Here is a 17,344-nt window from a genome sequence, read left to right on the forward strand (position 1 = left end):
TATGGGTATGTTTATCTTCTGACCTTTTTCTTAAGATCAATTCCCAGCTGTTCAAAGGTTTCAAGTATCCTCTCATATTTTGTGTCGTCCATCTCCCCATCCCGTGCCACTATCCTTATCTCTGCCACTGCATCAACGTCACTGAAGTCCTCGCTGATGGTCCTCTTGATCCTGATGATATTTGACATGTTTTCAAGGGCGGTGGTGAATTCCAGTTCAATCCATTTAATGTGCCCATTCTCATCTTCCACTAGCTCATCTTCCACTAGCTGCAGTACCTCACCCTCTGTGAAGTCCGGCATATCCTTCCCATCAACCCTTAGCTTACCCTTCTGTATACCCTCATCTATGACCTCTCTGAGTTTCTCCTTAACGATTTCAGGTTCACACCCCATACCCCTGTACTTCTCCGTATATTCTCTCAGTATCTCAATTGTTGCCATTTTCATCCGGGCCCGTTTTTCAAGTTCACCAACACCTATATCTATGGCATCAGGGGGGCACTCCTCACAGAGTTTTGGATTAACTATTATTTCGGGCGGCTTCAATGAGACACTGCAATCCTCACCGATATGTCTGCACTTTGGGTCGCCTGGGTCGCCTTCCAGTACGCCGAGCCCAAAGAGCCTCCTCTTCACACCCTTCCTTATTGCTTCCTCCAGTACACTAGGACTCATTATCCTCATGGCACCGGGTGTGGTGTGGAAGCTCCTGAGTATCCTCTCTGTCTCAATATAGTCTTCCTGAAGGTATTTCCTCTCGATTATCACAGGATCCAGGGATTCAAGGAGTTTATCCTCCTCAATGAGCCTGCTTTTTATCTCATAGTCAACCTTCACATCTGCACCGTAGCTTGCCATCCCAAGGTCTATCCTTTCAAGTCCTGAACGTGAGGGTACAAATACCATCCTGTAAAGGTTCCTTATACTCTCCCTGTCCTCAGCTGAGACTGACTTTATCTTCTCCCTCACCTCCCTTTTCTGTTCATCTGTAAGGGAGAGTTGCCTGTCTGATTCAACAGCCATCCAGGCAAGTTTTGTCTTTATGTGTTCAACAAGCTGGTACCTGTGTGTATCATCCGCCTTGAGGAATATCAGGGTATTCTTGTAGACCCTGGGCTTTTCGCCCTTAAACTCAAGGAAACCAGTACAGTCATCGGCGTCCTCAAGTACTATGAGCTTGAGTTTCATGTCATCAGGGACATCGGAGGCGGAAGATGGCCAGATGTAGACACTGAAAATCTTCTTACCTGTTATCTCGCCGAGAAGGCGCCTCTCCTCATCCCTGACATCCTCATCCCTTATGTTCTCCTTCTTCCTGAGGACTATGGCGTTGAGGTTGGCCTCAGCAGAGAAGTAGTAGAGGTCCACCTGCTTGTGTATGTAGAATAGCCTCTCAATCATCATGTTGAGGGCCCCGTCTATGATGGACATGGGGATCTCAGACTCCAGGCAGGCCATCTTTATATCCCTTATGGTTGCACCGTCCCTTACCCCTCCCCCTGAGAATGAGTACAGGAATATTGATCTCGCTATCCTTGTGCCTATCATGTAGGGCTCGTACCCCCTGAGTTCCCTGTCAATGATCCTGGCACCTGCATCGGGGGATGTTATATCGGCGGCTATGATGCTATCAAAATTGTTACCTGTGAACCTCAGGAACTCCCTTTTGAGGTTACCTGACTCCAGTGGAAAGTCTGATAGCCTTATAACTGGTGTGCTGGATGATATGAGCCGGTTCACCACCATGGCAAGTAGTCTCAGCACACCCCTTGTCCTCTGGAAGTTTGGGAACGAACCCCATCTCTCATAGAGGACGTCTATAACCTCTGGCTGGAAGGGGTAGCTCTTCCTGAATACCTCACGATAGTCGGCTGCGTTCATACCCTCAGGGAGGATGCCCTCAGATTCTGCCTTTTCAGTGAACTCCGCTATAACATCAATGGCCGCTGATTCATCCACCCTCTTAAACAGCCTCTTCCTTATGACAGAGTAGATCTCGTCGTCCTCGACGGGTGTGAAGATCTTCTCTGTCCTCCCCAGAACCTTTGTGAGCTGATGGAAGAGTTTCTCTGCGGCTTCATCATAGTGTTCAAGGGAACTTGATGGGAGTGTCACCACCAGTGAAACTCTCTCGAGGGCTGATGCTGCCTGGCTTAGCTCCTGCATGAATGCCAGGAGCTGGCCTGCAAGTGTGGACTCCCCAACAGTCACACCGCTTGCCTTCACCGCGTACTCGAGGAGTTCATCCATGAGTATCAGCACCGGCTGCTTCTCTCGGAGGAGCCCCATGATCTTATCCATACCCGGGGAGGTCATCCCTGAGAATTCCCTTACCTCCCCACGGAGCTGCCTCTCCATTTCAGCCCAGAGTGTTGTTTCACTGGCGTCCAGGGCGTCGCCTGAGAGCACAACTCTGGAAGCCCCTATATCACCTGCCCTGTGGTAGAGGGATATGAGGGTATGGGTTTTACCCCCACCGAAGGGTGTCTGGAGCTGTATCACAGGGTCGCCGCCCCTGCCCTCGAGTCTGTCACCAACGATATCCATTATGTTCCTGAGTCCACGGGTCATGTAGGTTTTCCTGAAGAAGACATCAGGGTCCTGGTACTCTGCTGGTGCCTCCCCCTTGTGGACACTCCACAGGTTGGCTGCGAAGACGTCCAGTGAGAGCCTTTCCCCCATTATGTCCTCATGTGGCTCAGCAATGTTTACAAATGGCCTCATCATAACCTCCTCCAGTTCATTTATAATCCTTCAGTGTTTTCTGTCTTGTTTTCTCCTTGAGGCTCTTCATCATGGTCTCCCTGTTCACAATTAAACCCTCAAGCCACTGCTTTTCCATGCAGTTTGGCAGGAACTCTATTATTGCCTGGGCGACACGGTAGAAGCTTTCACTTGTACCGTAACCTGTCTCTAGGAGAAGTTTCTCAAGTTCTTCCTTTCTGCCCTCACTCCATAACCTGGCTGCAAGGTGAAGGGCGTCTATGAGTTCTGTGGTGTCATGGTCCTCACCCCTTTTATCAGGTCCTAGGACTGTGACCTTACCCCTCTGTATCCTTATGAAGCCTGCCCGGCTGGTGTTGAGGTCTATGCCAAGGCTACCAGCCAGTTTCCTTGCCTCATCGAATTCCACTTTGGAGTTCTCGAAGTTCCACCTGTAGAAGAGGTAGAACCTTGTGAGGGGTGATAGTTCATCTGCAAACCCATTATCCAGGATCCTCCTTATGGCGAAGTCGGCCGCGACACTCCTTATATCATCCAGGAGCCTGGAGCCCCTGACCTCCTCGCCATTGTATTTGAGGATCTCACTGTACTTCCCTATAACCTCCAGGCCGGCGCCTATGGCTGCTATGAAGAAGTCAGGGCCGCTTATACCCTCCTCCCAGAGGTACTCCAGCTTCTCACCGAGGACCTCCTTCAGTTCGGCCTGGACCTCCTCATAGTAGCCCGTTTTCTTCTCAAAGTCCGGTTTACGCGCCACGATGTAAATGGATGATGCAAGGGCTGCTGATTTCTGGGCGCGCATACGGGCCCTCATCTCGGTGAATATAGGCCATGAAGCCGTTACTATCAACCCGGAGTCCAGGAGGGAGTTTATAACGGTCTCCCAGCCGTGGGTGGTCTTATGGGCGTATACTATGTTTGCAATACCTCCCGGTCTGAGTACACGGTGAATTTCCCTGAAGGAGTCCCTCAGCATTGATTCAAACTCCTCACTTGCCTCATCCATACTCTTATCATTGGTGTAGGCAACCATTTCACCCCGCTTGGGGGTGAGGGGTGTTATGAAGAGGTCAGGGTAGAGGTCACCGATGGCCCTCTTAAGCCACACGTAAAAGAAATCTGATAGGTAAGAGTATGGGACATTATCATAGTATGGTGGATCAGTGAAAACAGCATCAAAATACTCATCATCAAACGGAAGGGAAGTTGCGGAACCTTGAACAACCTTGGGGGTATTCTCATTTTTATTGAGTTTACTCAAGTGCTCTAATGGTCTAAGTATCTGTCTTTTCATACTATACCATGTCCCTGAAAGGATTGGTGAAAATGGATTTAGCTCTGAATAATCAAAAGACATTGGCAAAGCTTGCCTTGCGAATGTGTTAGGTATAAACTCCCACTGAGGATGCCATCTACACAAATTAGTAGTAAAATCACTCATTCTACTAACCACTAAAGTTATATAAGACACTAAAGCTTTTGCATAACCTTCATCATATCCTTCATCAAGCATCAAATGGTGTGCCTGACGGATTTTCTCGGTGAATGTTATGAGTGCAAGTTTTTGTCTTGAATTGAAAAGATCACCCCAGGTGTTAAGGCCATAATTTCTAACAGAAAATGCTCTTTCAGCCCCACTACCCTTCCCCCGGGGTGTTGGCTCATCTGGGACCGGGTCTATTCCCCACCGGTCCATGAGTTCATCTCTTTTCTTTTCCAGGTATCCATTGGCTTCCATGTAGGCTTCCAGATCCTTTTCTGTCGCGAGGCGGTAGGTTTTGCCACGGCGCCTTGGGTGTGTGAGTACCACGGCTATGAGCCTCTCCCCGGCCTTTCCCTCCTGAAAGAGTCTGCGGGTGTCAGGGGCGGGTATGGTTGAACCGCAGACCGGGCATGTCACGATGGCACTTGAGATGGTTCCCCTTGAGGGGTCAAAGTCAGGGTCCTCCACGATTTCAAAGTCAACACCAGCACTGGACACCACTGGTTTAAGGGCTATCTGTCTGTTCTTTTTCTTAGCAAGCCAGTACTGTCTCATGAGAGGTACCTCCACTCCACAGTCAGGGTTCTGGCAGGGGAGTGTCCTGGCCCATATATATGCTGCGGGTACTGAACCATCCTCATCAGGTGGATAGAAGCGTGAGAGCTCCTCCTCAGCCTCCTCACGGACCCATTCACCCCACCTCTTAACATCCCTCAGGAGTGGTGGTTCACTGTCAGCCCAGGACTCATCAACCCCATACTTCTGGGGGTACTCAAGGGTGCACTTCTGTATCAGGACAGCCACCGGGTTGAGGTCCATACTGTAGGTTTCACACCCCAGACGGAGGGCCTCAAGTGGTATGCTGCCACCACCACCGAAGGGGTCCAGGACACGTGGTGGGCGACCATGGTACTCCCTTATATCCCTCCGGGCCCTTTCAATCATCCCCTGATTCAGGCTGTTTTCCCATAGGCTCAGATCCTCGATGAACCTCTTAACCTTAACCTCCTCCAGGTCATCATCGGCGACCGGGATCAGGCTGGCGTAGATGGTGGCCCGGCTGCTTGCAAGGGGCCTCCTTGCCCACCAGATGTGCAGTGTTGATATGTGGCCGTGCCTGATGTTCTTTTCCCGGGCAGAATTCTCACTCACCTTTGAAACTGGGAACGTCCTCTCAATGAATCTCTCATCCATGAATTATTCCTCCATTCTCCTTATCTGTTCAGCGGGTACAATGTACCTTACCTCCTCTCTCCTGAGGGGTTCAAGGTTACTGTATGGGTCCTGTATCACTGTGAGTTCCGGATCGGTGCCGGCATTGTAGACCACGTACAGCCAGTAGTTCTCCCTGAACCTCCGGGCCTTGAGCCATTCATTCTGTGTCAGTTCAACATTATCCCTTCCTCTCCTTGCCTTGACCTCAATGTATCTGATCTCTGAATCAGAGATTGATCTGACATCGAATCCAAGGTTCTCCCCTGATACGTCCTCGGGGATCCTTCCGTGTCTCCTCTCATGTTCCATTGTAATCTTCATGCCTATCATCTCTATGTCCTCTCTCCCCGGTATCTCAGGGGCTTCCACGTGTATAACTCCGAGGAGTTCTGGTGGTGAGGCTGTGAGGGTCTCCTCCATCTCCATCTCCCTTTCAAGTTCCCTCATTCTCTCCTTGTATTCCTCGAGTCTTTCCTCCTCGTTTCTTATGGCTATGCCCATGTCCTCCCCCTGGTCGAGGCGATCGTAGTATTCAAGGAGTTTTTCCTGTGATGTGTCTATGAGGTATTTTATGGATCTCAGGCCGTACTTCCTCTTTATACCTGTTTTCCTCTTCCTTTCATCCTTGAGTTTATCCATGTACCTCATCACGGATTCGGTTGCGGCTGCGGTGACCCCTTCCTCATTTATTTCATCAACAACGGGGTGTCTGTCGGGTACGAGGTCCCAGAGGATCATGGGGCTTACCTCCACAACCTCTTCGCCGTTATCGTATAGGGCGAATACCCTTTCACCTGCACTTTCGTTCCTTCCATCTGTGACTCTGCCCCTGTAGAACCACACCGTCCCCCTGTACCTGCCGGAGGGATCCCTGAAGGTCGAACCCCTCAGGAGCGAGTCTCCAAACCTCTTACCTGTGTACCTTATGGTGGCCTCAAGGAGGGGGTGGCCGAAGGATATGAACTCTCCTTCATCTACTCCGGGGTTGAAGGTGAGGTTCCTGTATTCCTTCCTGAGTGCCCCGTACCGCCTTCTGAGTTCATCGTCCCAGAGGCGAAGGAGTTGCCTGGGTGTTCTGAGGGTGTACATTCCATTCCTTTCAGTGTATTTCCACCCCATCTTTTTGAACACTGCTCTGAAGAATTCCTCCACATACTCTGGTGCAAGTTTTCTCTCCTTTATTATGCGCTGTATATCCTTCATCCGGGTGTAGTCCACTTCAACTGCCAGCTGTTCATCCATTATCCTCTTAAGTATATCCTCCTGTGGCTTGAGGAGTTCTTCTATCTCCTCATCCCTGATTTCTCCCCGGAGGGTCATCTCTATTATCCTTGATATGTCGCGTTCGGTGTATATCTCACCGATTACATCGTAGACCTTATCCGATCCTATGTCCTGTCTGATGCTGTCCAGTTTCTCAAGGAGCCTCCTCATTACGAGGCCCTCACGGGTGTTACCGGCCACGAGATTGTATATGTGTACATCCCTTCTCTGCTTGTACCTGTGTATCCTCCCCATCCTCTGCTCAAGGCGGTTGGGGTTCCATGGGATGTCATAGTTGACCATTATATGGCAGAACTGCAGGTTTATGCCCTCACCCGCGGCCTCGGTTGCAACCATGACCTGTTTGTTTCTGCGGAAATCATCCTCTGCTGCTATGCGTTCATCCATGCTCATCCCGCCGTGTATGGTGCATACGCTGTATCCCCATGACTCTATCTTTTCGAGAAGGTAATCGACGGTGTCCTTTGATTCACTGAATATGAGGATCTTCTCATGGCCTATCTCCTCAAGGATCTTTTGAAGCTCCATTAGCTTGGTCTCGGATCCGGATTTGAGGAGTCTCTCTGCATCCTCTATCAGTCCTTCGAGTGTCGAAACCTCGGCTTTAAGTTCAGGGATGGAGTCCGCCAGTGTGCTGCCCTCGAGGGAGCTTTCGATCTCCCATATCCTCCTCTCCTCAAGGTCGCTGTAGTCAACCGACGGCAGGTCGCTGTAGTCGCCAGACACCTCTCTCATGGATAGTGATTCAATGTTCTCCATGAGCTGGATGCACCTGTCCCTCTTCCTCATGAGGGACCTCATCACCGCGTATATGCTTGAGGCCATCCTCCTCTGCAGGAGCATCATGGCGAATGCATGGGCCCTCCTATCAGTTGCGATGGCCCTGTTGTATTGCTCTGTTATGTAGCGTGAGATCTCATTGTAGAGTTCCATCTCGGCGTCACTGAGGTTGAAGCTGTGGGTGTGTGTATATCTCCTGGGGAATATGGGTTTCCCATCGAAGTCCCTGAGTTCCTCCTTCACCCTTCTTATGAAGAGTGGGTTATCCCTGTTCCTCCTCGCCTCCTGTATGAGTTCAGGTTTGAGAAGAAACCTGGTCTGAGGAGGTCCAGGAGGAGGCGGAATGCGTCGGGGTCCCCGCTGTGTGGAGTTGCGGTGAGGAGCAGCATATGGTCTGATGTCCTGGAGAGTATCTGCCCCAGTCTGTACCTCCTTGTCATGTCCTTCTTGTTCTCCGACCTGATCCGTGCACTCATCTTGTGTGCCTCGTCAACCACTACGAGGTCCCACCTTGTTGATGAGAGGGATGACATTACATCTTCCTGTTTTGCGAAGTCAATGGAGGTTATGTAGCTGTTCTCAACCATCCATGGGTTTTCACCCTGCCTTGAACTCATATAGGGGCGGTCCATGATCACGAAGTTCTCCTGGAATTTATCCTTCATTTCACGCTGCCACTGGGCCTTGAGGTGTCCCGGTGTTACTATGAGGACCCTGCTGGCGACTCCCCTTAACTTCAGTTCCTTTATGATCATCCCCGCCATTATGGTTTTACCGGCGCCGGGGTCATCGGCTATCATGAACCTCATATGGGGCATCCTTAGGGCGTAGCCGTATACTGCCTCAAGCTGAAAGGGCAGGGGGTCTATGCGGGATGTGTTCATTGCGAGGTAGCTGTCAAAGAGTGATGCGTTCCTGAGGCGGTAGGACTCGATGCCCATGAAGAATTCATGTGGTTCAGCCCCGAAATCCGTGGTCCTCATCACCTCAACCCGTTCAAGGTCCTCCCTGGTGAGTATGCTGTTTACAGTGGAGTTGGTATCCACTGTGGTCCCGAAGATTATTATATTCTCTCCGCTCTTCTTGGAGTTAAGGACCCTGACCGGTTCCGGCCAGAATGGGCCCCTTATCACGCATCCCTCCTCTATCAGACGACCACCCCTGTAAATGTAATTTCTTAATGCATTATGTTTAAGCTTAGATTGTCCAATTTTTTCATTTATTCTATTAATCTATAAAGGTTTCCATTTTTGGTTCCCCCCATCAAATAAGGCTGTCTTAAAATGGATCTGATGAACTGACGGTTGATGGGAACTGCATCAACAACTATTAAGGTTGTCTTACATTAATTATAATCCATGAAGCCCCACCTGAGGAGGGAACTTAGCCTCTTTGACACCCTTAACCTTGTAATAGGGACCATAGTGGGGGCCGACATCTACATCGTGGCGGCCTATGGTGCAGGTAGCCTTGGCCCTGCCTCCGTACTGGCCTGGATCCTCGCAGGACTCATGGCCATGGTTATTGCACTTGTATTCTCTGAGGCCTCCAGGATCCTTCCTGTGACGGGGGGCCCCTACGCCTATACATGTGAGGCCCTTGGACGTTTCGCAGGGTTCATAACTGGATGGTCCCTCTGGGTTTCCTCGTGGATAGCCATAGCGGTGTTCCCCATAGCCTTCGTCTACTACCTTGAATACTTCATCCCCCTGAATGTTATCTGGGAGGCCGTCATCAAGGTCCTCTTCATAGTCTCACTCACCCTCATAAACATCGCCGGGGTTGGGAGGGCCGGTAAGGTGAACGATGTCCTCACGGTCCTCAAGGTGGCGCCGGTACTCCTCTTTGCAATCCTGGGGGCGGTGCACCTTGCCCTCAACCCCGCAATCCTTACAGGTAATTACACCCCCCTGGCACCTATGGGCCTGGGGGCCCTTGGAGGTGTCACTGTACTGGTTTTCTGGGCCTACGTTGGATTTGAACTTGTAACGGTCCCTGCAGACGAGGTTAAAAACCCTGAAAGGAACATACCCCTGGCCATAACCCTTGGGATGGTCTTTGTGATGCTATTCTATCTCATCACCAATGCCGTTATCCTTGGGCTTGTACCATGGGGGGTCCTTGCGGCCTCAAACGCACCCCTCACGGTTGCCGGCTACAGCCTCATGGGTGGGCTCGGGGCCCTTATACTCACTGCAGGTGCTGTGTTTTCGATTGCCGGTTCAGAGGAGGCCGGGATGCTCTCAACCGCCAGGCTGCTCTTTGCCATGTCCAGGGATGGTTTCCTGCCGCGTGCCCTCTCCAGGGTGCACGGGAGGTTCGGCACGCCCCACGTCAGCATCCTGGTTCAGAACCTCACGGCCCTTGCAGCCGCACTCACCGGTACAGCGGCTGGGCTCATCGAACTATCAGTTTTAACCCTTCTACTCCCCTACGCAACAACCTGCGTTTCACTGGGGATACTTCGGAGGAGAGATGGCACTGGAGTTCCGGTGAAGAGTGTCCTGGGTGTTCTTATCTGTGTTTACCTCCTTCTGAATACAACACCAGGGACCATCATCGCCGGCTTACTCCTGGTCATGGGGGGCGTGCCCCTCTACCTGATCTTCAGAAAAAAGAATCTAAAGTAGCTGTGGGTTCAGTACCCACTAAATGATGTGTGGAAGTCAGGCTATCCTTGCGTGTGAGTTTGTGTTTGATGATGTTCAGTGCCCCCTAAATGATGTGTGGAAGGAGTAGCAGGATAAAAATGTAGGTTAACAGTACACAGATCATTATTGTGGAGTGTCTCAGGGCACGTGGATGTCCACCATTTACACGCAGGTAGCATGGCCCAAGAACAAAAAGGATGGAACTCAAAAACCCATCAATGTGTTCCAGGGCCCATTCAAAAAGTAAATGCAGGTCTCCGGTTTTCCATGTCATGGTGAGGGTGTACATGACCCTGCTACTCTCCTGTGCCAGGTATGGCAGGATAAGCGCCATGAGAAGAATCAGCGGCCCGAAGAGGATGGGAAGGGATACTGCTGCCAGGATACGATCCCCTGACTCCTCAGGCTTTATCAGTTGCCGGATTGATAGATACAGAAATGCGAATGGGGTGAAAATCAGGGCCCCCAGGACCATTAGCAGTTCACTACGTGGCCTTTCCTTCAGTAATATGTATATGGCTGCAGCCGTAAGGGCTCCCATTACCAAGGTGCCCGCAAACTCAGCTCTGAAAATTATCAGTATGAACTGGGCGAGGGTGATTGCCGTGAAGGCGTATGAGATGACTGTGAGTGCCCTGAAGGGGTATGGGTAGATGGACTCAGGGAGGTCCTCCTCGATGGGGACACCGTTGGCTGTATCAAGTGCTATTTTAAGACATTTCTCAGAGGCCCATTGGTTCCCGAGTGCCTCAAAAGCCTCTGCCTTGCCGATCCATACCGGGACATTCCCTGCATCCAGCCTGATGGCCCTATCAAAGCATTCCAGTGCCTCCCGGTATCTCCCATGTTTATTCAGGGAGAACCCCATGTAGACCCATGATTGGGCATGGAGTGGATCAATGGCTGTGGCCTTTTCAAATGACTTCAGTGCCCCTTCATCTTCGCCCCACTGGTGAAGTATCAGACCCCTTCCATACCATAGGGTGGCGTTACTGGGGTTCTCATTGATGGATGATTCATAGAGTTCAAGGGCCCTCCGGTAACATGCGTCTCTCTCCTCATCCTCCCCGAGGATACTGTGGATGTAGCCCATCTTATGCCAGGCCCGTGGATGGGGACTTATTTCCGTCAGTCTCTCAAGGGCCTTCAGGGCATCCCTGTATCTTCCCATATTCTGGTTTATGTTACTCAGGAGCATCCATGCCGCCGGGTTTTCAGGGTCAGCCTCCGTAACCCTCCTGGCAATGTGGAGGGCCCTCTCAGGGGCACCCCACCCCACCAGAAATTCGGCAACTGCAAGCATGACCCTCTTCATAATACATATTCAAATATTAATAATATATAAATGGTGGCTTAAGGATTCCCTGTCCCCCTCCCTGGAATAAACTCCGCAATGCTCTGATACTATTATTCTGAACCTTCACCCTCCCCCCTGTGGACAGTCTTGGCCCAGCGCCTCTCGCGCCTCCGTAGCATGTGAACTGTCGCAGCCACAAAGAGCGGGATTAGGTATAGGCAGTAGGCCCAGTACTCAATGGATAACAGGATGGTACGGGGTATGCTGTAGCCGTCCATCCTTATACCGCTCATTGTGAGGGGGAAGAACGCCACGGTTGATATGAGGCCTATTATGAAGGGGGCCTCCATCCTGAATCCGAAACCAGCAAGGTTCAGAATGAATACAATGTACCCCAGCATGACGAACCCTATGAAGATCATGGAGAAGAGGTAGAATATGGCGTCAAGCCTCCTGTGGAGTGCTATGGGGGCATCGATCATCGGGGCAAGGTATACGAAGAGTGTCTCCAGGTTACCTGTGAGCCAGCGGGTCCTCTGCCTGAAGAAGGCCGGCCACTCACTCACGGCCTCCTGGAAGACCTCCGCCTCCGGGGAATACCTGACATGGTAGCCCCTGAGCATCAGCTTGACGCTGAGATTCAGGTCCTCTGTAACCGCGTAGCCATCCCAGCCACCTATCTCCTCAACAACCCTCCTCTTAACCATCTGGCCGTTACCCCCAAGGAAGGCAGGTACATCCATGTTCATCCTTGACCTCATGATTACGTTGCCGAATATGGCGAACTCAAGGTCCTGCATCCTGGTGAGGAGGTTCTCATCTGCATTGTACATCCTCACCCTGGACTGGGCGCCGGCCACATCATCACCATCAAGGTAGGGGACTATATTCCTGAGGAAGTCCGGTTCAACCCTGGCGTCGGCGTCAAAGACCGCTATGATGTCGCCCTCGGCCAGTGTCACCCCATCGTTTAGGGCGTACCCCTTACCGTTGAAGGCGAAGGGGGCCCTCCTTGTCACAACCTTCAGGTGCCTGTACCTCTTCACCAGTTCCTCGAGGATCTCACCGGTACGGTCCGTTGACCCGTCGTTCACAACTATGATCTCATAGTTCCTCCTCCCGTTTACATGGTAGTCCAGGGATGAGAGGGTCTCAACGCACCTCTCAATGGTGTTCTCCTCGTTGTTGGCGGGGACTATAATGCTCACCATGGGCATTGAATCTGAAACAGGCCTTTCGGGTTTCCTGTAACTGAATGAAAGATGCAGGAGACTGTAGACCACCGGTATGAAGAGTGTGTACATGAGCCAGGTCATGCTCCGTGTTATGAAGCCGTAGGCTGCAAGGCCGAGTATCAGCGATGATACAAAGAAGACGCCGGTCTTCTCTATCTTCATCTCCTCAGCCTTGGTGACGATGACCTCATGCATCCTCCTTGAGTAGTCCTCCATGTCCCTGATGTTCTGTAGTACCACCTCGATCTCGGCCCTCAGCTGCTCGGTGCTGAAGGGCTTGAGTAGGTAACCGTAGGGTTCCGTCTCCAGTATCCTGGCGAGGGTCGAGTCATCTGAGTAGGCTGTCAGGTATATTACAGGGATCCCGTGTTCACCCTGTATCACCTCAGCGGCCTCTATACCATCCATCTCACCACGGAGGTAGACGTCCATGATGACAACATCGGGCTGGAGTTCCGCGGCCGCTGATACAGCGCCCTCACCTGTATCCTCAACCCCCACTACCCTGAACCCTGCATCCTCCAGTTTATGGGAGAGGTCGGCTGCGACGATCGCCTCATCCTCCACCACAAGGACACCGGGGACTGCACCGGTCTTCCTCTCCTTCGGAACCTTCAGGAGGTCCCTTATATCAGCCCTGTACCGTTTGAGGGCTGTTTCAACCGTCACCTTAAGTGTCCGGTCATCGTAGGGTTTGAGGAGGTAACCGTAGGCCCCGGCCCTCCTGGCCCTCCCTATGGTCTCCGGGTCAGAGTAGGCTGTGAGGAACACCACCGGGACCCTGAGTTCCTTCACCCTCCGGGCCACATCCACACCATCCATCTCACCCCTCAGGACTATGTCCATGAGTACAAGGTCCGGCCTCTTCTCTGCTATCAGCTTAAGGGCCTCTTTACCTGTGGCTGCAACCCCAACGACCCTGTAGCCCATATCCTCCAGTCTCATCTGGAGGTCCGATGCTATGAGTGCCTCATCCTCCACTATCAGAATTGACGTCATGTCCTCACCTTCAGTTACCAAGCCACCTTCTGAGTTTCCTGATGCCCATGGTGTTTATCACATCGTCTGGCTCTGCCCAGCCACGCCTTGCGGTTATAACACCCCACCTGATGTTCTCAAGGGCACCCCTTGAGTGGGCGTCACTGTTTATTGCGATCCTGCAGCCTGCATCAACCGCCATCCTGACATGGGTGTCCCTGAGGTCCAGGCGGAGGGGGTTGGAGTTCACCTCCAGGGCGACTCCCAGTTCAGAGGCGCGTTCAACCACCCTTTCCATGTCAACCAGGGGGTCAGGTGACCCAAGGACTCGCCCGGTGGGGTGGCCTATTATATCCACAGGGTCATGCTCCATTGCCCTGAGTAGCCTCTCTGTGATGTTCCCGGGGTCATGGATGCTTGCAACAACCAGGTCAAAGTCCTGCAGAATTTTATCAGGGACCTCGAGGCTCCCATCGTACAGTATGTTGACTTCGACACCTGCAAGGACCTCAACGTCCTCGATACGCTCGGCGGCCCTGAGGTATGCATCCACATCGTCGATGTACCTTGCATGGTCAGTGAAGGCAATGTACTCCCTCCCCAGGATGGATGCGTACTCTGCCATGTACTCCATTGCATCGATGCCGTCACTGAAGAGGGTGTGCATGTGGAGGTCCCCCCTGATATCTGAGAGGTTTACAAGGTCCGGGAGTTTCCCCTCTGCTGCAGCGGCCACCTCGCCACGGTTCTCCCTGAGTTCAGGTTCAATGTATGTGAGGCCAAGGGCCTCCAGAACCTCGGCCTCTGTCCTCCCGGCGACCCTCTCATCCCCCCTGAAGAGGCCGTATTCACTGAGCTTCATCGAGGAGGAAATGGCTATCCTACGTAGCTCCACGTTGAACTCCCATGAGCCTGTGAAGTATAGGAGTGCCGCGCCAAAGACCTCGTCGTCGAAGACCCTGAGGTCACAGTCAAGGCCCTCCCTGAGGCGCACGGTTGACTTCTTGGGGCCCTTAACCACTACCTCCTCCACCAGGTCCATGGAGGTGAAGTGGTCCATGACCCTATGGGGGTCGGTGGCTGTCACCAGTATGTCGATGTCCCCGACGGTCTCCCGGCCCCTCCTTATGGATCCTGCCACCTCAACCCTCCTGACACCCTCAAGTTCAAGGAGCTCTGATTTTATCCTGGATGCCAGGGGTACCACGTAGGCGAGGGGTCTTCTGGAGATCCTTGACCTTGCAAGTTCAATGTTACGGAGTATCATTGCCTCCTTCTTCTCACCCATCCCCCTGAGTCTCCTTATACGGTGCCTCCTTGCCTGTTCTTCTAGGTCGTCCAGTGTCTTTATCCCCAGTTCCTCGTAGAGGAGTTTAACCGTCTTTGGACCCACACCCTCCACCGAGAGCAGGGAGTCAAGGTCCACCGGGTATTCCCCTGCAAGTCTCTCAAGGAGTGAGAGTGAACCTGTTGATAGTATCTCCTCTATCTTTGCTGCGATGTTCTCCCCTATACCGGGGAGTTCCCTGAGTCTTCCCTGGGCTGCCACATCCTCTATGTCCTCCCCGAGAAATTCAACCGTCCTCGCAGCCCTCCTGTAGGCCTTTGTCCTGAATTCATCGCCCCTGAGTTCCATGTAGTCAGCAACACGGTTCAGAATATGGGCCACCAGATGGTTCTTCATAAGGGCATATATATTGTGCATATTAGTTAACCGTTTTTGCTTTCAGGCAAATGGCAAGGCCCTCAATACAGCCGTATTCTCGTTGGGTGAATAGATGGTTTAAATGCAGATTAAGATGCAGAATCTGAGTTGTGGTGAAGAGATTCATCTAGTTTGAAGAAACCACCCTGGGAAATTAAAAAAAGCATTTTATGAATTGATGATTGGACCATTTAAGTAGAAGACCTCTGATCCATCGAAATATCAGTAAAATCAAATGAAAGGCCAAAATTTAGAGTTCCTGGATTACTGGGAAAAGAACATCAAAAAACTGAATTTTAGATGCCAGCTATACTCTGGATCAGTTAAAAGATAAAATATGACTAGAGGGACCCCATACCCTCAACGATCTCACGGATCTTATCCTCAACGTTTGAGCTGTTCTCAACCACAGTACCCGTGACTATGATATCTGCACCTGCACCTGCAACCCTTGCGGCATCTGCACCGGTCCTTATACCGCCGCCCACTATGAGTATCTGGTCTGTGCACCTCTTAACAAGGGATATCATCTCCTCAGGCACATGCTGTGGGGCACCTGAACCCGCCTCAAGGTAGAAGAGCCTCATACCAAGGAACTCTGCGGCCATGGCATATGCTGCCGCAATGTCCGGCTTGTTTCTGGGAACAGGCTTTGTATCTCCAACCCAGCCCACCGTACCCCCTGGTTCAACCACAAGGTAACCCATTGGGAGGGCCTCTATCCCCATCTTCTTAACGGCTGGCGCACCCAGGGCCTGGGCACCTATGATCCAGTAGGGGTTGTTTGAGTTGAGGAGACTCATGAAGAATATCGCATCTGCGTGGCGGCTGACACCTGTGGTGTTCCCAGGGAAAAGTATTATCGGGACATCTATGTTCTCCCTCAGAGCCCCTGCGGTGGCATCAAGTTCACTGGAATCGGTGGTTGACCCCCCGAGCATTATACCATCGGTACCGCCCCTTATGGCAGCCTCTGCGATTTCAACGGCCTCCTCAGGGGTCTGCTCCTCAGGGTCGATGAGGGTAAGGTGTATCTTCCTCTCCCCAAGAATATCATGGAAATAATCTTCAACCTTCATTTTGAACACTCAGAAAAGTAATAAATGGGGGAGTGGGGCTGTTTAACCCCTTGGTTCCTTTGCCTTGTACCTTAATCCCTTGTAACCGCACTTCCTGCATGTCTTTGCAGTTGGTGGGTTCCTGGCGTTACATTTAAGGCAGATCTTGATATTGAATAGTCTGTTTTCTGCTTCCTCAAATCTTGCCATAATTAGCCTCCTATGTATTTGTTCTGAATCTCAACAACCTCACGGCTATCCCTAGCCCGGGAGTAAGCTTCAAGAAGTTCACGGTTGAGGTCCAGGAAGTGTGGACCCCACTTGAAGTAGGACATGATGTCAGACGCTATATCTTTCAGTCCAACTATATAAAGGGTTGCCGCCACAGCCTCCGCAGTTGATAGTATGCAGGGCTTTCCATAGTTGGTGGGGTTTGCGGCCACCAGGAACGGCAGCGACCTGTGGTTCCCTGCGGTCTGGAATATGACCGATGACTTTCTGACCTTTTTCCATGAGCAGTCCAGGGCTGCGATGCCCCTCCTCATGACCATGTCACGGTCCTCGGGTGAGACTGCCTTCTCAGAAAAAGGGTTGAGGACAAGTGCACCTCTGGGTATCTGGTTGAGACTATTTACTATTTTAAATTTTCCCTTCCTCCCCAGTTTGAGGCTGGTGCACTTCTTCCTGTCACACTCCTCTGCATGGTATACCACGATTCTCATCAGGGTGATATTGGAATGTCCATGTATAAATAATTTGGATGGATAGGGGATCCTAAGTGGTCTGTCCTAGAACATCTCCCTCTCATGCTCCAGATGGTGTTCCGAAGTAACCTCTGCTAGAACATCTCCCTCTCATGCTCCAGATGGTGTTCCGAAGTAACCTCTGCTAGAACATCTCCCTCTCATGCTCCAGATGGTGTTCCGAAGTAA

11 protein-coding genes are annotated in these 17,344 nt (G+C 51.6%); 1 reads left to right on the plus strand and 10 read right to left on the minus strand.

Translation table 11 applies throughout. The annotated features are described in order from the left end of the window. Positions 1-11: 11 nt before the first annotated feature. From MTBMA_RS04570 to MTBMA_RS04585, 4 genes are read right to left on the minus strand one after another with little or no spacing between them, the layout of a single operon-like run. Positions 12-2,726 (minus strand): ATP-binding protein, encoded by a 2,715-nt coding sequence (locus tag MTBMA_RS04570; protein ID WP_013295752.1) that lies wholly within the window; start codon positions 2,724-2,726, stop codon positions 12-14. A gap of 16 nt (positions 2,727-2,742) precedes the next feature. Next, positions 2,743-5,403: a DUF1156 domain-containing protein gene (locus tag MTBMA_RS04575; protein ID WP_013295753.1), complete on the minus strand. Its 2,661-nt coding sequence runs from the start codon at positions 5,401-5,403 to the stop codon at positions 2,743-2,745. A gap of 3 nt (positions 5,404-5,406) precedes the next feature. After that, positions 5,407-7,731, minus strand: coding sequence for a helicase-related protein (locus MTBMA_RS04580; protein ID WP_013295754.1), 2,325 nt, complete (start codon positions 7,729-7,731; stop codon positions 5,407-5,409). 5 nt (positions 7,732-7,736) lie between these two features. Continuing rightward, positions 7,737-8,621 carry a DEAD/DEAH box helicase gene (locus MTBMA_RS04585; RefSeq protein WP_013295755.1) on the minus strand — a complete coding sequence of 295 codons (885 nt, stop codon included), beginning with the start codon at positions 8,619-8,621 and terminating at the stop codon, positions 7,737-7,739. 225 nt (positions 8,622-8,846) lie between these two features. Here MTBMA_RS04585 and MTBMA_RS04590 point away from each other — a divergent pair, with 225 nt between their 5' ends. After that, positions 8,847-10,118: an amino acid permease gene (locus MTBMA_RS04590; protein ID WP_013295756.1), complete on the plus strand. Its 1,272-nt coding sequence runs from the start codon at positions 8,847-8,849 to the stop codon at positions 10,116-10,118. A gap of 85 nt (positions 10,119-10,203) precedes the next feature. Here MTBMA_RS04590 and MTBMA_RS04595 read toward each other — a convergent pair whose 3' ends face one another. The 6 genes from MTBMA_RS04595 to MTBMA_RS04620 form a co-directional block, all read right to left on the minus strand. Then, positions 10,204-11,454, minus strand: a complete 1,251-nt coding sequence (locus MTBMA_RS04595) for a tetratricopeptide repeat protein (protein WP_013295757.1) — start codon at positions 11,452-11,454, stop codon at positions 10,204-10,206. Positions 11,455-11,546: 92 nt separating this feature from the next. Then, entirely contained in the window at positions 11,547-13,670 is a 2,124-nt protein-coding gene (locus MTBMA_RS04600) for a response regulator (protein ID WP_013295758.1), read from the minus strand. Between the two features lie 10 nt (positions 13,671-13,680). Then, on the minus strand, positions 13,681-15,333 hold the full coding sequence (gene polX / locus MTBMA_RS04605) for a DNA polymerase/3'-5' exonuclease PolX (protein ID WP_048901282.1): 1,653 nt from the start codon (positions 15,331-15,333) through the stop codon (positions 13,681-13,683). Positions 15,334-15,695: 362 nt separating this feature from the next. Next, positions 15,696-16,433: a phosphoglycerol geranylgeranyltransferase gene (locus tag MTBMA_RS04610; protein ID WP_013295760.1), complete on the minus strand. Its 738-nt coding sequence runs from the start codon at positions 16,431-16,433 to the stop codon at positions 15,696-15,698. A 42-nt stretch (positions 16,434-16,475) separates the two neighbouring features. Next, the gene (locus MTBMA_RS04615; protein ID WP_010876192.1) at positions 16,476-16,622 is read right to left on the minus strand and encodes a 50S ribosomal protein L40e; all 147 of its coding nucleotides are present in this window, start codon (positions 16,620-16,622) and stop codon (positions 16,476-16,478) included. Positions 16,623-16,624: 2 nt separating this feature from the next. Further along, a complete protein-coding gene (locus tag MTBMA_RS04620) occupies positions 16,625-17,134 on the minus strand; it encodes a DUF367 family protein (protein WP_013295761.1) in 510 nt (169 codons plus the stop codon). Positions 17,135-17,344: the final 210 nt, after the last annotated feature.

Source organism: Methanothermobacter marburgensis str. Marburg (assembly GCF_000145295.1).
GTDB classification, from domain to species: Archaea; Methanobacteriota; Methanobacteria; order Methanobacteriales; family Methanothermobacteraceae; genus Methanothermobacter; species Methanothermobacter marburgensis.

Coding starts and splice junctions, on each gene's coding strand:
- polX (WP_048901282.1), bottom strand. CDS start 15,333: ATGAAGAACCATCTGGTGGCCCATATTCTGAACCGTGTTGCTGACTAC.
- MTBMA_RS04600 (WP_013295758.1), bottom strand. CDS start 13,670: ATGACGTCAATTCTGATAGTGGAGGATGAGGCACTCATAGCATCGGAC.
- MTBMA_RS04610 (WP_013295760.1), bottom strand. CDS start 16,433: ATGAAGGTTGAAGATTATTTCCATGATATTCTTGGGGAGAGGAAGATA.
- MTBMA_RS04615 (WP_010876192.1), bottom strand. CDS start 16,622: ATGGCAAGATTTGAGGAAGCAGAAAACAGACTATTCAATATCAAGATC.
- MTBMA_RS04590 (WP_013295756.1), top strand. CDS start 8,847: ATGAAGCCCCACCTGAGGAGGGAACTTAGCCTCTTTGACACCCTTAAC.
- MTBMA_RS04575 (WP_013295753.1), bottom strand. CDS start 5,403: ATGGATGAGAGATTCATTGAGAGGACGTTCCCAGTTTCAAAGGTGAGT.
- MTBMA_RS04620 (WP_013295761.1), bottom strand. CDS start 17,134: ATGAGAATCGTGGTATACCATGCAGAGGAGTGTGACAGGAAGAAGTGC.
- MTBMA_RS04595 (WP_013295757.1), bottom strand. CDS start 11,454: ATGAAGAGGGTCATGCTTGCAGTTGCCGAATTTCTGGTGGGGTGGGGT.
- MTBMA_RS04570 (WP_013295752.1), bottom strand. CDS start 2,726: ATGAGGCCATTTGTAAACATTGCTGAGCCACATGAGGACATAATGGGG.